Here is a 19,353-nt window from a genome sequence, read left to right as displayed (position 1 = left end):
GTGCTTTAAAACTGGTAATTCTTGCTTTTGCAGGTAGGCAGTGTTAAAGTCTTTTTGTTAAGATTATAGGATGAAGGATTCTTGTATGGAGAAAAAAATAAAGGCAGTTCTATTTGATTTAGATGGAACCCTTACAGATACAGAAAAATACTATCAGTCAGCATGGCCAGAGGCACTAAAGCATTTTGGCTATGAGATGTCACCAGAGAAGCCACTTGAGCTTCGCTCCCTAGGAAGGCCATTCGTATTCGAAAAGTTTAGGGAATGGTATGGCGAAGATGTAGACTATTGGGCAATTCGAGATTATCGAAAAGCTTTGGTAGAGGATATTTTAAAAGAAGAAGGAATCCCTTTAAAGCCAGGTGTTCATGAAACACTTTCATGGCTTAAGGAGCATAACATCTTTATTTCTCTTGTGACAGCAAATGATAAAGAGCGTGCCCATAGATATCTTAAAAAAATCGGTCTCTTCGACTATTTCAACGCTATTATATGCGCAGATATGGTAGAGCAGGGGAAGCCTGCGCCAGATATATACGCCTATGCATGTAAAGAGTTGCAGGTGAATCCAGCAGACACTTTTGCAGTTGAGGATTCTCCAAACGGTTGCATGAGTGCCTATAGAGCGGGATGTAATGTAATAATGATTCCGGATTTATCTGAGCCAGACGAAGAACTGCAAAAGATTTTATATGCACGACTAGATAGTTTAATGGATATGAAAAGCTTATTTGAAGCCTAACCCAATCAGGAGTGATTAAATGAATTTAAAAGTATTAAAGACACTTGAATATGACAAAATAATAAATAGACTTGCAGAATTGGCAACATGTGAGGCGGGAAAGAAACGATGCCTTGAGCTATTGCCAATAAACGATATAGAAGAAATCAAAATAATGCAGCAGGAGACAGCTTGTGCTTTTAATCGTCTTGTAAAGTTTTCAGATGTCAGCGCTAGCGGCACCACAGACTTGCGGCCATCCCTTGCCAGATTGGAGCTTGGCTCAAGCCTTACCATAGAAGAGATTCTTGCAGTGGCTTCAGTTCTTGAGGTTACAAAAAGAGTTGCAACCTATGGCAAGCAGATGGAAGAGGAAGATGCATTAACATTTTATTTTAATGGCCTTTCACCAGAGGTGGCCATCTTAAACGAAATCAGAAGATGTATTATCGACGAAGAGACAATTGCCGACGATGCCAGCACAGCTTTGTATGACATTCGTATGGGAATGAAAAGAACAAACGACAAGATTAAGTCAGTTATGAATTCTCTTCTCAACAATACAACTACACGTGGCTACTTGCAGGAGCCAGTTGTTACAGTACGTGGCGGCAGATTCTGCTTACCAGTGCGCTCAGATTTTAAATCAAGAGTTCCTGGAATGGTACACGACCAGTCATCTACAGGTTCCACATTCTTTATTGAGCCAATGCAGGCTGTTGATTTAAATAATGAGTTGAGAGAGTTGCAGGTTCGTGAACAGGATGAAATTGCCCGCATTCTTGCAAATATCTCAAACAGAATTGCAGAATCATCAGAAGGTATCATCAGAAACTTTGAGCTTCTTACAGAAATCGATTTCATTCTTGCTAAGGGTCGTTATGCAATCGAGCTTAACGCCAGCAATCCAGAGTTTAACGAGGATGGAATCATTAATCTTAGAGGTGCAAGACATCCACTATTGGACCCTAAAAAGGTTGTAGCTACAGATATCAAGCTTGGTGAAGATTACAATCTCTTGCTTGTTACAGGTCCAAATACAGGTGGTAAGACAGTTTCGCTAAAGACATGTGGTCTTCTTACTTTGATGGCACAGGCTGGCCTTCACATTCCAGCAAAGGATAGAAGCCAGATTGCTGTTTTCGATGATGTATACGCAGATATTGGAGATGAGCAGTCAATTGAACAGTCCTTATCAACATTCTCATCTCATATGGTAAACATTGTCCACATTCTTGAGGCAATAAACAGTGGAAGCTATTCCCATGAGACAGAGGAAATGCTTGCAAAGACTCAAAAAGATTTGCATCACTCAAAGGTAATATATGGAACTAATCAGGAAGCTAAGGTTCCACAGTTCTTGATTCTTATTGATGAGCTTTGCGCTGGTACAGATCCAAAGGAAGGTGCAGCATTAGCTCAGTCTATTCTTGATAGATTACATACCTTGGATGTACGCACAATGGCAACTACTCACTACAGTGAGCTTAAGGTTTATGCTCTTTCGACAGAAGGAGTAGAGAACGCTTCATGCGAATTCTCACTTGAAACACTTAGCCCTACATATCATTTGATAATTGGTGTGCCGGGAAAATCCAACGCTTTTGCAATTTCATCAAAGCTTGGAATTCCTCAGGATTTAATAGATGACGCCCAGGGCCGTCTTTCAGAGGATGATAGATCATTCGAAGATTTGATGGTTGACTTAGAGCAGAAGCGTCACCAGGTGGAGGAAGATGCGGCAAAGGCAGCTGCAGACTTAAAGGAAGCAGAAGCAAAGCTTGCTAATGCCACAGCAAAAGAAGAAAAAATTAAATCACAGCGCGAAGAGCTTATTCGTCAGGCTCACGAGGATGCAGCAGCAATCCTTCAGGAAGCAAAGGATATTGCAGACGAAACTATTCGTGACTTTAATAAATTTGGTAAGGGCGGCGGCAACATTTCCGCAATGGAAGCAAAACGTGCAGCCCTTGGTAAAGGTATTAATAAATCAAAGAGCAAAGCAAAAGAAAAGGTTGAGGTTCAGGAGAATCATAATGTACCAACAAATCTTCATGTGGGAGATAAGGTAAAGGTATTGTCTATGAATCTAACTGGTAATGTATGCACTGCGCCTAATGCCAAGGGAGATGTTACTGTTCAGATGGGTATTATGAAATCTACAGTAAATATCAAAGATTTGGTACTTATCGAAGAGGAAGATAAATTTGTTCCAAAGAAGGGAACCAGAGTCAAGAATATGACTTACGGTGGATTCAACAAAGCAGCATCTATTTCACCGGAAATCAATCTTCTTGGTTGTACAGTAGATGAAGGTATAGCGAAGCTTGAAAAATACCTTGATGATGCATATATCAGTCACCTTACATCTGTTCGTGTTGTTCACGGTAAAGGAACAGGAGCTCTTAGAGCAGGTGTGCAGCAGTATCTTCGCAAGTGTAAAAACGTAGCAGAATTCCATCTTGGAGAGTTTGGCGAAGGTGATGCAGGTGTCACAATTGTAACGTTTAAGTAGTTCAAAAGATTTACTATATAATGTTAATCCTTGCAATTTTTCAACAATAGAAGTATATTATATAAAGTTGTCGAGAAATAAAGGGGAGCATTATGGAGACTAATAGAAAAGAATTATTAACAGATGATCATTTAAATAGCCTTTTAAATCAGGCTGTATTTAAGAAATACCCACTTTTAATATTGGGTAATCTGACACAAAACACATACTACATGCTTACGAGTGAGAATTTCACATCCACTAAGTGCAGCGTTGCTGGCACCTTCGATGAATTAATAGAGTCGGGGTGTACCACCATCCATGATATGGATAAAGATTTATTTAAGAAAACATTTTCTAGAGAGAATCTTTTGAAGGAGCATGAAAAGGGCGCCGATAAGGTAGAAATCAGAGTTATTCAGGAAGGTGACGATGGACAGCTTCGCAGAGTAGAAATAACAGATTTCTTTGTTGAGGATGAAGAAACTGATGATGTGTTAGTAGTGTCATTTAATCGAAATATGTAAAAAATAGGACTGGCCACATGGGCCAGTCCATTTTTTAATTCTTTATTACAGCTACGCCATATTTGTCTAGGTGTAGTTTTCCATCAACTGATGTACAAGAAATCAGTTCAAATCCATTTATCTTTGATATACATACTGGTTTATCAGTGCAGTTAAGATAGAAGTCATATCTAATATCATTAGCGAATCTAGTGTGTTTTTCGATTCCTGCTGGAAGCTTGCTATAAGAAATTTCAGCTCTATCAAGCATTTCGCGATATAGGAATTCGATGTCATCTTGATTAGTACGGCATGCTACATAGTATGCATATCCCTTTTCAAATTGATTTCTTGTAATGGCAGGAGTGCCAGCCATATAGTCGTTGTCATATCTTGCCAAAACATCTGCAGTTACATCTCTAAGTAATTCCTGGTAATCACGAACTGCAGCAGAGTGATATGTAAATCCTGTTTTATGTCTTATTCTAATATTTACAACATCTTCTGGATAAAGTGTATCGATTTCTTCAGAGCGAAGGCCAAAAATATTGTGAAGCCCATCACCTGGAAATCCTCCAAGCCAGTTCAAACAACTTTTATCCACATAGCCGGTAAAGTAGGTTGCCATGAATTGTCCACCTTCACCGATGAAATCAGCTATCTTATCCCCAATTCCATCGTGAAGAAGATAAAGCATTGGTGCACAAATAATTTTATAATTTGACCAATCCATATCAGAAGATATAATGTCTGGCTCAATTCCAAAGCTCATAAATTCATTGTAGATTTCCATACAGGTCTTGTCGTAGTTCTTTGTATCCTTTGCAAGAGCCCAAGCATCATCTATGGCCCATCTGTTGTCCCAATCAAAAAGAATAGCTACTTTATTGTCTGAAACAGATCCTGTTATCTCTGATATGTGATTTAAATCATCACCAAGTGAAGCTACTTCCTTAAAAATTCTTGTGTCATTGGTACCAATATGATCTATAACAGCACCGTGATATTGTTCGGAAGAACCTCTACCTTTTCGAATCTGGAAGTATTGAACGGTATCAGAACCTGTTGCAACAGCCTGCATTGATATAAGCTTATGTACCCCAGGACGGCGATATTTGTTATAAGGTCTCCAGTTAACCACTCCAGGAGCTGACTCCATCATCATGAAAGGTTGACCTGGCTTCATACTTCTAAATAAAGCATGATTGAAGCTACGCTCAAGCATAGTATCTGCATCAGACTGCCAGTTATTGTGGAGCTCAGGATAGTTGTCCCAGCTGATTACATCTATGAATTTACTCATATAGTGATAGTCGTAATCCATAAACATTTCCATAAAGTTTGTGGTGGTAGGTTCGGTTGCACCGTTTTCTCTTAAAGTGTCTATTTCAAACTTCATGAAATCTGTAGCGGACCAGGTGTTAAATCTTTTCCAGTCAAGATTGAGACCGAGCACGCAATTTTCGCCATTTGAGTAAGGTGGGTCAATCTGATCAAAGCTATTGAATTTGTGGGACCAGAATGTGGTCCACCAAGCCTTATTCAATTTTTCAATATCGTTATCATATCTATCTGCAAGCCATTCCTGGAACTTCTTGCGGCAAGTATCACAGTAGCAGTATCCACCTAACTCATTAGAGATGTGCCACATGAGAATGGCAGGATTTCCAGCAAAACGCTTTGCAAGGGCGGTGTCGATAATACGGACCTTCTCGCGGTATTCTGGAGACTGCATACAATGATTATGGCGAAGTCCATGATGATTTCTTACACCCATTTCATCGCAACGCATAGCAGATGGATATTTTTCATCAAGCCATGCAGGGCGAGCCCCAGATGGAGTTGCAAGTACAGTATAGATATTGTTGCTGTATAGTTTCTCAATGATAGCTGCAAGCCAATCTAAATTGATGTTTCCTTCTGTAGGTTCGTGTATAGCCCAAGAGAAAACACCTAAAGTGACAGTATTAATATGGGCATCTCGCATGTAGGCAATATCTTTATCCAGAATATCTGGTCTATCAAGCCATTGTTCTGGATTGTAATCACCCCCGTGTAAAATCCCAGAAATCTTTGTAAAAAGCCTGTTTCGTTCCATATTTTCTTCTCCTTATACTTAAAAGAATAATATCATACGAAAAGTGCAAAAATGAATAAAAAAAAGAGAAATAATTTATATTTTCGACCATCCCATTCGCATTGATTATCGATGGGCTATCACTTATAATTAAATACATCTTTTGTGGCAATTTATTTGCCTTAGAATGGAGTAATAAATGAAATATATTAACACCCTCAAAGAGGGAGACAGAGGTACAGAGACATACTTATGTAAGAAGAAAACACTTGGTGTATCTAAGACTGGAAAGGCATTTGAATCACTTACTCTTTGTGATAAGACAGGCACTATCGATGCCAAGATTTGGGACGTAGATTCCGAAGGCATCAGCGATTATGATGAGCTTGATTTCATTACAGTTACTGGCGATATCACAAGCTGGAACGGTGCTTTACAGTTTAATATTAAAAGACTTCGCAAGGCTAATCCTGGCGAATTCGAAATATCTGATTATATTCCTTCTAGCAAGAAGGATATTGGTGAAATGTGGAGTGCTTTAATCAAGCTTATCAATTCCGTAAAGTCACCATATATGAAAGCATTACTTAACAAATACTTCGTTGAAGATAAAGAATTCATCGAGACATTTAAGGGACACTCAGCTGCTAAATCTGTTCATCACGGTTTCACAGGCGGCCTTTTAGAGCACACTCTTTCAGTTGCTACAAACTGTGATTACTTCAGCAATCAGTATCCATTTTTAGATAGAGATTTGCTCATCACAGCAGCTATTTTCCACGACATTGGAAAGGTCCGTGAGCTCTCAGAATTCCCTAGAAATGACTACACTGACGAAGGCCAGCTCCTTGGTCACATTTTTGTTGGTGCCAGCATGGTAGACAGAGCTATCGACGACATCCCAAATTTCCCAGAGGTTAAGCGTAAAGAGCTTATCCACTGTATTCTTTCTCATCATGGCGAGCTGGAGTTTGGCTCACCAAAGAAGCCAGCTATTGCAGAGGCTATCGCCCTTTCATTTGCTGACAATATCGATGCCAAGATGGAAACAATCTTTGAAGCTCTCGAAAATGTTGAGGAAAACAACCTTACATGGCAGGGATTCAATCGTTTATTGGATTCAAACATCCGTAGAACAGGAAAGAATTAATGAATAAGAATGATATTGTAAGACTTACAATTGAAGATATGTCCTTGGAGGGAGCAGGAATTGGTCACACTGATGGTGTGACCATTTTTGTGAAGGATGCCGTGGTTGGAGATGTATGTGACGTCATCATCACAAAGGTTAAAAAGACCTATTGTTTTGCTGCTCTTAAGGAAGTTGTGGAGGCCAGCCCATATCGAGTGCAGCCTGCCTGCCCAAATGCAAAGCAGTGCGGTGGGTGCCAGATTATGCAGGTATCCTATGATAAGCAGCTTGAGATTAAGGATAATATTGTAGCAAACAACCTTGTCAAAATTGGCGGATACGATAGAGCGTTTGTGGAATCTATACGTGATCCTATTATCGGCATGACCGAGCCACTTCGCTATCGTAATAAGGCCCAGGTTCCAATCGGCCTTGATAAAGATGGCAATATTATTGCAGGCTTTTACGGAGCCAGAAGCCATAGAATTGTTCCATCAGATGATTGCAAAATCTGCTCAAAGAAGAGCATGGATATCGTATATGCGGTAATTGATTATATGAATGAATGTGGCATCAAGCCATATGACGAGGCTACTGGAAAAGGCCAGATTCGTCACGTCCTGGTCCGCGAGGGTAAGGCCACAGGTGAGACAATGGTATGTGTAGTAGTTAATGGCGATTCACTGCCTAAGGTGGATTCACTAGTTGCTCATGTCAAGGCAGTTGAGTCAGAGCTTGCATCACTTGTGCTTAATGTTAACACTCGCCGTGACAATGTCATCATGGGATATGAGACAAAAGCTTTATATGGCAAAGAAGCGATTCGCGATACAATCACCCTCACTAGCGGTGATACAATCGCCTTTGATATCAGTGCCAATTCCTTCTATCAGGTGAACCACGATCAGATGGAAAGACTTTATAGTAAGGCACTTGAATATGCAGATTTGCACGGTACAGAGGAGGTCTGGGACCTTTACTGCGGCATCGGTACCATTTCGCTTTCTATGGCAAAGCGAGCAGGCCGTGTAATCGGTATCGAGGTAGTACCTCAGGCCATCGAAAATGCCAAGGCCAATGCAAAGCTAAATGGACTTGGCAATGCAGAGTTCTATTGCGGCGAAGCGGAAGTAGTCCTTCCAGAGATTTATGAGAAGATGTCCCATCCAGATGTCATCATGGTGGACCCACCTCGCAAAGGCTGCGACGTAGTGGCTCTTGATACCATGATAAAAATGCAGCCATCTCGCATCGTCTATGTGAGCTGTGACAGCGCCACCCTAGCACGTGACCTCAAGCATTTGGAGGAGCATGGCTATCATTTAGAGAAATACACAGTGGTTGATCAATTCGGTCACACCATGCACACAGAGACGGTTGCAAAATTAGTTATAAAACGATAAATATTTCACAAAACCTCTTGATACATAACGCAAAAGGGATTATACTTCTCGTAATGTTTATTTTATGGTGAATGCTAGAAGTCACTATATTAAAGGGAGAAGCGTAATGGCTTTATATATGTATGTTTGCTCGAAATGCAAAAAGAAGGTTTACTTGAATTTTAATGATGTGAAGTTATATATTGCTGATGGCAGAAAGCATATCTGTCCAGAATGTAAGAAAAGCATGTAAAAAGGGAGGTTTGTACCTCCCTTTTAGTATATTAGAAATTGATTGTCTTTGGAGCTGCTGTGAATGATGAGATAGTAGCTACTGCGTTCTTGAAGTAGAGTACCTCAGTATTGTCATCTTCTGCAGAGTACTGAGCCTTTAAGTCAGGATAGTTATCAAGCATGTGAGCCTTTGCTTCTACACGATCATCTCTTACAAGCTCTCCGCAAATACGAATCCACTGACCATCTTTGAAAGCACAGATTTCAACCTTAGGATTAGCCTGAATCTGTTTTGAAACATCTTTAGACTTTCCTGTCTGGATGTAAAGCTTATCTTCGAAAATTTCAATTGTGCCGAATGGGCGAACTCTTGGCTGGTCACCTTCTACTGTCGCAAGGTAGTAAACTCCAGCATCTTTTAAAAACTGACAAACTTCTTTCATGAAAATATCCTCCTTATGAAATAAATTGTACACAATCTATTATAGGCAAATGCTTGTATATTTTCAATTAAAAAGAAAAGGTTATTTTTTGCAGTTGCAAAGTAAATAGCAACTGACCAAGAATAATATGAACTAGCATGCAAACCCATAAGTTTTTAGTACGACGATAAATGTAATTCATAAATAAAACAAATAGAATTGTGAGCGCTATCATTGGGAAACCATAGGTGTAATGCATGGCTCCAAAGAATAGAGCTACAACGGAAACAGATTTATGCTTTCGATGGTTACCAACTAGCAGTGTGCGCATTCCGTCATAACCCATGACATTCATACAATATTCCTGCCAAAATGCAGTGAATGGATATAACATTGTGTTTGTTGTGATTTTTCCTGGAGTCAATCTATCAAGATAAAAGAATGGCTGGCATCGCTTAAGCATAATTGGATTCAGCTGAAGTATTGCAAACTTCAATAGAATCATTAATCCACCGAAAAAGGCACAAACCAAAAAGCCTCTAGTAATAGCGTTCCAGATTTTTGCTTTGTTTACTTTTAGTGGTTCAATCAGAAAGTCTGTAGGCACTTTTCGTACCAGTGGCACTAGAGTACCGACTGCCAGTATCAGTCCAACATAGTTTCCGATTCTGTATATGGAAGCGGATTCATAAAAATAATCGATGGCTGAATTAAAAATGATGTACAGCGACATGTAAGTCAGATACGCAATAATGAGATACTCAGAATATTGCTTTTTTGGATCGATTCCAGATTTTGAAATTACCTTATTGTCCATAACGTGAGCCCCTTTAATACATTATAGAAATATTTTATCACATTTTTTAGCATTGGAACTATAAATTGTCAGTTTTTTATCCGATATAAAATACGAAGATTAGGCACATGGATGTGCAACAGTTTTCGGCGTTTGGCACTTTTATATTCTTTATTTGTGGAAAGGAGTCCGCTATGAAGATTGAAAACAGCCATGTAAACATGGCATCTCAACACAATTCTTATTCTTACACCCATATTGAAACCGTTACAATTGAACAGAGAGCGAATGTGGATACGCTTGGTGCGATTGTTGAGTTATCAAAGGATGGGGAAAAATCATTAAAAGAATCACTAGAAGAGTATCAGAAAACTGAAAAGGAACAGGAAAAGGAAAGACAACAAAAGAATCTCCAAAGCATGATTAATCAAATGGCCGAGCATGATAAGCAGATTCGAGAGGCTAATGCTCAAATGTCCCAGTGGGATTTCGAAGATTTGCAGATTAGTCTTGTGAAGAAGATTCTTGATCTTCTCAATGGAAAAACAAGCCCTAACGACAAAAAGTTGTCTGATCAAGTGCGAGCCTTCAATGATTGGCAACGCAATGTATTTTCAAAATGTGAAGTGGATGGAGTTAAGTTTAGTGTAAACGGAGCAAAGCAAAACACACTTGATTTATCATCAGCAGGTAGTACAACTACCCAGGTATGGCAGCGCATTACTGCAACATCCGGTTCTCATTTGGAGTATGAAAATACGGGATTTAAGAGCACAGGAACGGTGCAAACCTCCGATGGCCGTAGCATAAACTTTAATGTGGAAGTAATGTTAGGCCGCAGCTTGTCTCAAAAGATTGATTCCATATCAGAAGAGACGTACACAAGAATTCTTACAGACCCGCTTGTAATAAACATGGATACAAATGCCACAGCAATAGCTGACCAAAAATTTAAGTTTGATATTGATTCAGATGGAAAGGAAGATGACATTTCTTTTGTTGGACAGGGAAGTGGCTTCTTGGCTTTGGATAAAAATGAGGATGGCAAGATTAACGATGGTTCAGAATTATTTGGAACAAAGTCTGGCGATGGCTTCAGAGATTTGTCAGAATATGATGAAGACAAAAATGGCTGGATTGACGAAAATGATTCTATCTTCAACAAACTTAAAGTTTGGACCAAGGATGCAGAGGGAAATGAAAAGCTTCTAAATCTGAAGCAGGCTGATGTGGGAGCCATTTACCTTGGTAATATAGATACTGAATTTTCATATAAGAATGTGGCTGGTCAGACCGATGCAGTTCTTAGAAAATCAGGAATATATCTAAAAGAAAGCACAGGAGCTGCGGGAACTGTAGCCCATGTTGATTTGTCGTTGTAGTATTAGTATTTAGAAGTGCCATAATATGATTTTCAACTAGGAGTCTTAGGTAAAGGCTCCTAGTTTTTTATTTCCATCTTTTTCTTAAACAAATCTTAATAATTTACCCCATTGGAACTTAAGATAATATACAATAATATATATTTGTGATTAATCATAGGAGGCCGAAAGGTCCAAACAATATGGGAGATAAAATGAACAAAATTCTAATATGTGATGATGAACCAGATATCATTTCAGCGTTAAAAATCTATCTTGTAAGTGAAGGTTTTGAAGTAATTAGTGCTTCAAATGGAAAGGAAGCAGTAGATGCCATCAAAGCTCAGACTGATATTAAATTGATTCTTATGGATGTGATGATGCCTGTAATGGATGGTATTGCGGCTATGGCTGAAATAAGAACATTTTCCAATGTGCCAATTATTATGCTTACTGCCAAAAGCGAAGATGCTGATAAGGTTATGGGGCTAACAATAGGCGCTGACGATTATGTAACAAAGCCTTTTAATCCAGTGGAACTGATGGCTAGAGTTAAATCTCAAATCAGAAGATACACTTTGCTTGGTGCATCAACAGAGGAAGCTTCTGACAATGACAGTATCCTTCAAATTGGAGGCATCGAGTTAAATGATAAATCTAAAGAGGTTACACTTGATGGCAATCTGGTAAATCTCACTCCGCTTGAATATGACATATTAAAACTTCTTATGACACATAAGGGGGAAGTTCTCTCACCACGCGACATTTATGAGAAGGTTTGGAATGATACAGTGCTTGGTGCCGAAAGCACTGTGGCTGTTCATATCCGCCATCTCAGGGAAAAATTAGAATATGACAGTGCCAATCCAAGATACCTAAAGGCTGTCTGGGGGCACGGATATAAGATTGATGACTAGCTCATCAGGAGGATGATTATGAAACGACTATACAGTAATGCAAGTAAGATACTTCTTGCAGTGGGATGCACTATTTTTGCATTTATTTGCGTTTTATCACTGGTGATATGCGCATTCTTCCAAAGCTGGAAGTTATATTCGAATGATAAAGATGCATTTTCAGATTTTGTTTATCGATATGCAGGCACCGGCTATGCCACTCTAGCTCTTTCTAATAATCAGGATGATTTTAATAAAGACAAGCTAGATGAAATGAATTGCTATTATGGCATTATCAAGGGGACAAATGCTGAAAACATTGATATTGATGATGAATCTTTGTATTTATATAAAAATTTCACCACAACTGTTCCAGATAATGCTTATGTAGGAGATTACAGTATTAATCCAGATACAGAATTTGTGCTTAGTGCTAATTTCCTGGACATATGGGGTGGCAATCAGATTATTGATGTAAATACCACTGAATGGAAAACTTATGATATCAATGGTATTGGTTATGATCCTATAAGTCAGAACATGTACGTATATAGTAACGGTGAGTTTTACAAGCTTAGTGAGTCATGTTATGACATTTGTACAGTCACATATGCTGATGAAGAGTCAAAAGAAGATGCTTATTGGAACTCATCTGCAAATATTATTTACAGAAAAATTTGGGAAGCCAATAAACCGGATGTGGTAGATTATTATACTCCTTTAGAAGAGGGAGATAGTGATGAGACTACATATACAATAGAAGATGAGGATTCAGAAGGAACAGAAGAAGAAACAACAGAAGAATATGAAGTTGATTATTTGCCGGCAGAACGTGCTCTGCCTAATGCTCCTGTAGAAAATACAGATGGTTTGTATATTGAAGATACCCAGTTTTCTCCAATCACAGATAGTATAGAAGATTTTGCTATTAATATTTATGTGGACGGGTACGGAGAGGAAGCACCAATGGGTGAATATATTGCTGACTTTTCTACTATACATAACACACTTTCAGAAATAAATTATGAAGCATATTTAGAAACTGCTTCTACAGTTGAGGTTGCAACTTTAAATCCTGAAACAGAAAAATATGTTTTTGTATGCTTCCCTAAAGATACATTTAATGGAGTAAATGATTTTTATGCACAGGCTAAATGGTTCATCGGATTTGCCGAGGATACAAAATACGTATTTCCGATAGCAGCGGTCCTTTCATTTATACTTTCAATCCTATGTTATGTTCTGTTTATGAGTGCAATTGGTCATAAAAAAGATTCCGATGAAATTAGCGTTAATTGGATTGGTAAGGTTTGGACTGATGTATTTTTCTGGTGCGCTATTATTACGGAATATATTATTTTTGCAATATCCTATTGGCTTGTAGAAACAATGAGAGATAGCAATTTATCTCTTGGAATGTCTATATTTATATTTGGAATAGTTGCAGCAGCTATGATGGCAGTAGGTCTTATGTGGTCTGCAAACTTAGCGGTAAATGTAAAACTACATCGATTCTTTAAGCATACATGTGCCTACAAAATCATCGTCTGGGGGAAGGGTCGGCTTGCTATCCTTCATCAGCAGTCAATAAAGATTCGTAAAAATATTAAATGGACTAGAAGAATTTGGTTTATCTTTATCGTAATTACGATAATTGAATATTTTGTAATTATGATGTCGTACGATACTAGAGGAATTGCTCCATTCTGGGTACTTGAAAAAATAGCTTTTGTCGTTGTGCTTCGCAAATTGTTATATAGCTATGCCAGAATAAAGGAGACAGCCATAGCCCTTGCGGCAGGAGATTTATCAGCAAAGGTTGATTTAAAGGGGATGCCACTGTTTTTAGAGGAGCATGCCATTGCCATGAATCAGATTGGTGATGGTATCAATGTAGCTCTTGATGAACGAACCAAAAGCGAGAGAATGAAGACTGAACTTATAACTAATGTCTCTCACGACATTAAGACTCCGCTTACATCAATCATCAACTACGTGGATTTGCTTGACAAAGAAAAGATTGATAATGAAAAGGCAAAGGAATATTTAGGAGTCCTTAGTCGCCAGTCAGCACGTCTGAAAAAGCTAATAGAAGATTTAATAGAAGCATCAAAAGCATCTACAGGAAATATTAAATTTTCCATGGAAAAAATAAATGCTGTTGTTCTGCTAAATCAATCAATAGGTGAATTTAGTGAAAGACTAGAAGCTGGCAAGATTACAGTAGTAACAGATTTTCCAGCAGATGACATCTTCCTTATGGCGGACAATCGCTATCTTTGGAGAGTTTTTGATAACCTTATGTCTAACATCGTAAAATATGCGCAACCGGATACAAGAGCGTATATTGATTTGAAGAGAGTAGACGGCAAAGTCAGATTTAACTTTAGAAACACATCAAAAAATGAGTTAAACATTTCAGCAGATGAGCTTATGGAGCGTTTTGTTCGTGGCGACAAGTCTCGTTTTACAGATGGAAATGGCTTAGGTCTTTCCATAGCAAAGAGCTTAACAGAATCAATGGGAGGCTCATTGACTCTTGAGATTGATGGAGATTTGTTTAAAGCAATAGTTGAATTTGACGAGCTTAAAACAGAAGAATAAAAATAATAAACTTAACCTGTTAATTTGTGGCAAAACCTGTCCGATATAAAACATGGAGAATGAAAAAAGGAGGGTTTTGATGAGTACGATTAATAATTCTTATGAGTATTATCAGAGTAGTCAAGGTCTGCTTTCAATGTTAAATAGCAAAAAAAGTGGAAATGCGCTTATCGACCAAATCATCTCAAACAATGATTTGAAATATCAGCAGAAGATGGAATCCATGGGACTATCATCTAGTAGCTCCAACAGCAAATACAAAAATGTTGATAAGGCTGCTACAAATCTTTTGGATGCTCTTTCAAAGCTTGATGATAAGTCTTTATATGAGGCAGAGTCAGGAAAAGAATATGATAATGCTGACTTGTTAAAGGGAGTTACTAATTTTGTAACTGCTTATAACAGTACTATCACAAATCTAACCTCATGTGGAGGCACATTATACAACACATTCCAATCAGAGTTCTTGGAGGCTTACAAAGCGAAGGCTGAGGATTTTGCAAATATCGGAATTTCAATGGGCAGCGATAACAAGCTTGTAATTGATCAGGAAAAGCTTGCAGCTGCAAATCCAGAGGATATCAAAGCTCTACTTGGTAGCACCTCTTCATATTACAAAAACATTGCTAGCACAGTTGATTCTATTGACACAATAGTCAATAAGGCTATGGCGCTAAGCTCAGGAACTTATAGTTCGAGTGGCTTGATGCTTTAAACGATATTAAGGATATCAAAAGGTTCATGGATGAAATAACAATCATTCATGACCCTTTTTTATTTGTAAGGTATAGGAGAAGACTATGCAGATATCATTTGATTTAGGAAACATGAGTTTTCAAAATAATAGTATAGATGGCCAAACGGTATCAGCTCATTTGACGAATGTGGTTAGAAAACTACAGGAGGAAGCCTCTGATTCAAATAGCAAGGAAGATCCTAAGCTGATGGAAAAAATACAGGCAAAAATAAAAAGCGGGAAAAGGCTAACTAAAAAGGAAGAGTCATATTTAAAAGAGCACAATCCAGAACTCTATCTACAATATCTCAGAATCAGAAGAATGGCTGAAAATCTGGAACATCAGCTGAAGACTGCTCAGTCTAAAGAAGAGGTTAACGACATTATTTTCTTTGCTTACAACAGTATTTCAGATAAAGATGAATATAAAACAGCTATAATTGCAGCCTTGGATGAAGTAGTAAGGGAATTCAAAAAGACAGATGCATATGCTAGTTTGCCTAGCAATAATGATGAAATAGAGGAGGCAAGAAAAACTAATAGAAACAAAGGCGAGGGCTTGGAGGACGAGGATGAAAATGCTAGTATAGGAGAAGATGATTTTGATGTTATGGCATGGTCTCCTTTACAAGAAGTAATAGATTCTATGCCGACTCTGGATTTACAGTCTTAGCGGAGGATAATAATGACTAAAATACTTTTTGTTTGCCATGGTTCAATTTGTCGCTCGCCTATGGCCAAATATGTAATGCAGGATATGGTAGACAAACGCGGAATTGCAGAGGATTTCTATATCGACTGTGCAGCTATGACATACGAGGAAATAGGCAATCCAGTATATCCACCAGTTAGACAACTGCTTAATGAAAAAGGCATAGATTGTAGCGGCTATGGAGCTCGTCATATTAGAAAAGACGAGTACAGAGATTATGATTATATAATTGGAATGGATGCAGAAAATATGCGTGACCTACGCTATGAATTTGGTGAAGACAGGGACAACAAAATATACAGGCTTCTTGATTTTACCGATAGACCACGTGATATTGATGATCCTTGGTACACTCGAAAGTTTGACGTTTGTTATAGGGATGTATTGGCTGGTTGCGAAGGCCTTTTAATGCATCTAAATTATTAATATTGATAACAAGAAAAGCTCTTAGTCTTGTTGGCTAAGAGCTTTTAGTATATTTCTTTATAAATTCATCCATTGGAATTGGAGGCGAATAGTACATTCCTTGCAGATAATCGCATCCAATAGATTTCATTGTTTCTTCTATTTCTTTTGTTTCTATTCCTTCGGCAGTAATACTATATCCGGTTTTTTTGAATGCTTTTATCAGCATAGGTAAAAGTAAATTTGGATTATCACAGTAGTCCCATACAAGACTCATATCAATTTTTACGTTAGAAAATGGCGAATGTTTAAGCCTACTAATGTTGGAATAGCCTGTTCCATAATCATCAAGAGAAAACAGGAATCCTTTTTGACGAAGACTTTGAATTTGATTATTCATAATATCATCATCAACGATTACCGCCTCTGTTATTTCAAGATGAATGTCGGAAGGGCGAAGATTATATTTCTCAATGAGATTACTGAAATCCGATGCTAAATCCTTTTTCATAAATTGTGCAGCAGATAGATTTACATTAATCCACTCTAATCCCAATGTACTCATGTCATTTTCGCTGATGAATTTACAGGTTTTCTCAAAAACCTGTTCACCCAGTTGATTTATTCGACCATTGCTTTCAGCAATTGGAATAAACTTGTTAGGAGATATTATTTCACCTTTATCATCTCTAATTCTACATAGACTTTCGGCACCTACCAAAGTATTTGTCTGGGCATCCATAATAGGCTGCAAAAATACTTCAATTTTATTGTTTTCGATTGCTTTTTCAAGGGCCCTCTTGATGGCGGTATTGTTTTGTATTGTATCAAACATTTCTCGGCCCACAAGTATATGAGACTTGTCCGTACTATTGTTGGCCTTGCTCAGGGCATTTACTAAAGTATTAATAACGATATCTGAATCATACATTTCATAGTCAGGGCTTACTTCAACAAATCTTGCCTCCAAATACAGTTCAACGTTGTCGGATAACCAAGGGGACTTGAAACGTTCTTCGATTTTTTTAATTACAGCTGAAACATCGACGCTGGATTTTGTCATAATGACAAATCTGCCTGATCGATAATAGAATAGCTTTTCTTTTGGGAGAATTCGTCTTAAGTATAAACCGATGAGACGGATACCAACATCCATCTGCTTTGCACCATAGATTTCTACGGCCTCTTGATAATGTCTAATCACAAATGCAAATATAGTGTTATATTTTTGCCTAGTTGTATCTTGAAGAATGATTCGTAGTCCTTCGCTATTGAATAAACGTGTTCTTCTTTCTATAAAATACTCTGGATTCATAAAAAGAAGATTTATAGAGATTATTGTCATTACGCAGAATGTATCCATAAGGAGGTACTTAGGTAACAAGATTCTAAAAATCAGACCGATTGTAAGTAAAAGCAAGTAGAATAAAACTCCGTAAAATTCTCTTTTTGCCTTAAGTTTGCCTCTGAAAATTATTACAGCATAGGTACTCATAAACAGATAAATGGCGAAATTTAATACTATAATATTGTAAAAATAGCCACGCTGATAGCCGGTACTTTCTATAGAAAAGACAGCTTTAGTCCAAGGTGACGATAATGTAACTATCTCAGAAATAAGTAATGGTAGTCTACATAAAAATGTTCTGAATTTGTTTTCAACAGGATTGAGCTCAAGTATGCTGCAGGTGAATACAAAGAAAGCATATGCTCTTAGAATGAAAAATACGAAGAAGAGCATATTGCTAAAGATAACAACAAATTTAGGCAACGCTAAATAGTTCTCACAGGCCCAGCTGGAGAATATATCAGAAGAGATTACTATTGTCTCAATTAATAAAAGACTGACAAAGTTCTTGTTTACTCTGACAGGTAGCCTTTGTAGCATAAAGTAATTGAGCAATAGTATAGTCAATATTAAGATGCTAGGTATAGCGAAACTATAATCCCACATAAGCCCCTCAACCAAATAAAATCCATAGCTCTCCCTACAAATAATTGTATGCTATTATATGGACCAATTCCAATGAACAATCTGTGACGGAAATAAGAATATGTTGCAATTAAGTAAATACCTTTTTATCATTTAAAGTAGACATGTTATCTTTTAGTAGGATGATTATTGTTATGTATATAAAAGTAGGAGGAAATAAATATGAAGATTGCAATGGCAAACGATCATGCAGGAACACAAATGAAGGAGGAAATCAAAGCTTACTTATTAAGTCAGGGATATGAAGTAGAAGATTTTGGTACATACGATGATAATAGCTGTGACTTATCAGATTTTGTTTATCCAGCTTCATTAGCAGTAGCAAAAGGTGAATGCGACAGAGGAATATTCTGCGATGGTGTAGGTTATGGTAGTGCACTTATTGCAAACAAGATAAACGGATGCTATGCAGCAGTATGCCAGGATCCATTATGTGCAACATTAGCTCGTCAGCATACAGATTCAAACATCATTTGCCTTGGTGCAAAGATCATTGGTGGTTTGATGGCAATGGAAGTAGTTAAGACATGGCTTAATACTGAACCATTGATGGAAGAAAAGTATAGAAGAAGAGTACAGAAGGTTTGCGATATCAACGATAAGCATTGCGTGCCTGTAAAGTAAAGTTGAGGTGCAAGTAAAGGGATTATAATTGGTATTGTGGGGTATTTACAAATATTGTACAAACAATTAGTGCAATTCAAACAAAAGGGCGCTTTTAGGGTGAATAGATTTACTTTAAAAAAATCATCAAAAAAAGCTTTACAAGTGATGATACAGGTGATATTATAATCGAGCACTGAGGGACAGCAAGTCACACAGAGCAAAACAAATAAACGAAGATTGATAACTGAACAGTGAAACAAACCTTGAATTAATACA

17 protein-coding genes are annotated in these 19,353 nt (G+C 37.8%); 13 read left to right on the top strand and 4 right to left on the bottom strand.

Features of this window, described 5'->3' with window-relative positions; all coding sequences use genetic code 11:
• The first annotated feature begins 85 nt into the window (after nucleotides 1–85).
• From T375_RS05900 to T375_RS05890, 3 genes are all read left to right on the top strand, one after another.
• Nucleotides 86–742 carry an HAD family hydrolase gene (locus tag T375_RS05900; RefSeq protein WP_044936263.1) on the top strand — a complete coding sequence of 219 codons (657 nt, stop codon included), beginning with the start codon at nucleotides 86–88 and terminating at the stop codon, nucleotides 740–742.
• 19 nt (nucleotides 743–761) lie between these two features.
• The gene (locus T375_RS05895) at nucleotides 762–3,236 is read left to right on the top strand and encodes an endonuclease MutS2 (protein WP_044936262.1); all 2,475 of its coding nucleotides are present in this window, start codon (nucleotides 762–764) and stop codon (nucleotides 3,234–3,236) included.
• A 92-nt stretch (nucleotides 3,237–3,328) separates the two neighbouring features.
• A complete protein-coding gene (locus T375_RS05890; RefSeq protein WP_044936261.1) occupies nucleotides 3,329–3,742 on the top strand; it encodes a hypothetical protein in 414 nt (137 codons plus the stop codon).
• 34 nt (nucleotides 3,743–3,776) lie between these two features.
• Here the strand turns inward: T375_RS05890 and T375_RS05885 are convergent, their stop codons facing one another.
• Nucleotides 3,777–5,819: a beta-galactosidase gene (locus tag T375_RS05885; protein WP_044936260.1), complete on the bottom strand. Its 2,043-nt coding sequence runs from the start codon at nucleotides 5,817–5,819 to the stop codon at nucleotides 3,777–3,779.
• Between the two features lie 178 nt (nucleotides 5,820–5,997).
• On the opposite strand from T375_RS05885, the gene T375_RS05880 reads away from it, so the two are divergent.
• The 3 genes from T375_RS05880 to T375_RS13820 all read left to right on the top strand — a co-directional run bounded on the left by T375_RS05880 (nucleotide 5,998) and on the right by T375_RS13820 (nucleotide 8,565).
• Nucleotides 5,998–6,948: a 3'-5' exoribonuclease YhaM family protein gene (locus tag T375_RS05880; protein ID WP_044936258.1), complete on the top strand. Its 951-nt coding sequence runs from the start codon at nucleotides 5,998–6,000 to the stop codon at nucleotides 6,946–6,948.
• Nucleotides 6,948–8,333 (top strand): 23S rRNA (uracil(1939)-C(5))-methyltransferase RlmD, encoded by a 1,386-nt coding sequence (gene rlmD / locus T375_RS05875; protein ID WP_044936256.1) that lies wholly within the window; start codon nucleotides 6,948–6,950, stop codon nucleotides 8,331–8,333. The genes T375_RS05880 and rlmD overlap by 1 nt, the downstream gene beginning before the upstream one ends.
• Before the next feature lie 106 nt (nucleotides 8,334–8,439).
• Nucleotides 8,440–8,565 carry a hypothetical protein gene (locus tag T375_RS13820; RefSeq protein ID WP_256377526.1) on the top strand — a complete coding sequence of 42 codons (126 nt, stop codon included), beginning with the start codon at nucleotides 8,440–8,442 and terminating at the stop codon, nucleotides 8,563–8,565.
• Nucleotides 8,566–8,596: 31 nt separating this feature from the next.
• On the opposite strand, the gene T375_RS05870 is transcribed toward T375_RS13820, so the two are convergent.
• Both T375_RS05870 and T375_RS05865 read right to left on the bottom strand, forming a co-directional pair.
• On the bottom strand, nucleotides 8,597–8,989 hold the full coding sequence (locus tag T375_RS05870; RefSeq protein ID WP_044936255.1) for a pyridoxamine 5'-phosphate oxidase family protein: 393 nt from the start codon (nucleotides 8,987–8,989) through the stop codon (nucleotides 8,597–8,599).
• A 67-nt stretch (nucleotides 8,990–9,056) separates the two neighbouring features.
• Nucleotides 9,057–9,785 carry a CPBP family intramembrane glutamic endopeptidase gene (locus tag T375_RS05865; protein WP_044936254.1) on the bottom strand — a complete coding sequence of 243 codons (729 nt, stop codon included), beginning with the start codon at nucleotides 9,783–9,785 and terminating at the stop codon, nucleotides 9,057–9,059.
• A gap of 173 nt (nucleotides 9,786–9,958) precedes the next feature.
• Between T375_RS05865 and T375_RS13160 the strand changes: the two genes are divergently transcribed.
• The 6 genes from T375_RS13160 (at nucleotide 9,959) to T375_RS05835 (ending at nucleotide 16,499) form a co-directional block, all read left to right on the top strand.
• Nucleotides 9,959–11,146, top strand: coding sequence for a hypothetical protein (locus T375_RS13160; RefSeq protein WP_049960315.1), 1,188 nt, complete (start codon nucleotides 9,959–9,961; stop codon nucleotides 11,144–11,146).
• A 194-nt stretch (nucleotides 11,147–11,340) separates the two neighbouring features.
• The gene (locus T375_RS05855) at nucleotides 11,341–12,042 is read left to right on the top strand and encodes a response regulator transcription factor (RefSeq protein WP_044936751.1); all 702 of its coding nucleotides are present in this window, start codon (nucleotides 11,341–11,343) and stop codon (nucleotides 12,040–12,042) included.
• Nucleotides 12,043–12,060: 18 nt separating this feature from the next.
• Nucleotides 12,061–14,625, top strand: coding sequence for an MFS domain-containing histidine kinase (locus T375_RS13155; protein ID WP_049960314.1), 2,565 nt, complete (start codon nucleotides 12,061–12,063; stop codon nucleotides 14,623–14,625).
• A 79-nt stretch (nucleotides 14,626–14,704) separates the two neighbouring features.
• Entirely contained in the window at nucleotides 14,705–15,340 is a 636-nt protein-coding gene (locus T375_RS05845) for a hypothetical protein (RefSeq protein WP_044936253.1), read from the top strand.
• Nucleotides 15,341–15,425: 85 nt separating this feature from the next.
• Nucleotides 15,426–16,034 (top strand): hypothetical protein, encoded by a 609-nt coding sequence (locus T375_RS13150; RefSeq protein WP_049960313.1) that lies wholly within the window; start codon nucleotides 15,426–15,428, stop codon nucleotides 16,032–16,034.
• Nucleotides 16,035–16,046: 12 nt separating this feature from the next.
• The gene (locus T375_RS05835) at nucleotides 16,047–16,499 is read left to right on the top strand and encodes a low molecular weight protein-tyrosine-phosphatase (protein ID WP_044936252.1); all 453 of its coding nucleotides are present in this window, start codon (nucleotides 16,047–16,049) and stop codon (nucleotides 16,497–16,499) included.
• Between the two features lie 34 nt (nucleotides 16,500–16,533).
• On the opposite strand, the gene T375_RS05830 is transcribed toward T375_RS05835, so the two are convergent.
• Nucleotides 16,534–18,249 (bottom strand): EAL domain-containing protein, encoded by a 1,716-nt coding sequence (locus T375_RS05830; protein ID WP_197019843.1) that lies wholly within the window; start codon nucleotides 18,247–18,249, stop codon nucleotides 16,534–16,536.
• Between the two features lie 384 nt (nucleotides 18,250–18,633).
• Between T375_RS05830 and T375_RS05825 the strand changes: the two genes are divergently transcribed.
• A complete protein-coding gene (locus T375_RS05825; protein ID WP_044936250.1) occupies nucleotides 18,634–19,095 on the top strand; it encodes an RpiB/LacA/LacB family sugar-phosphate isomerase in 462 nt (153 codons plus the stop codon).
• Nucleotides 19,096–19,353 lie beyond the last annotated feature (258 nt).

It is taken from the genome of Pseudobutyrivibrio sp. LB2011 (assembly GCF_000701765.1).
In the GTDB taxonomy this organism is placed as follows: Bacteria; Bacillota; Clostridia; order Lachnospirales; family Lachnospiraceae; genus Pseudobutyrivibrio; species Pseudobutyrivibrio ruminis.
Note: the sequence above shows the minus strand (reverse complement) of the source record. Positions and strands in the feature narration are given on the sequence as shown.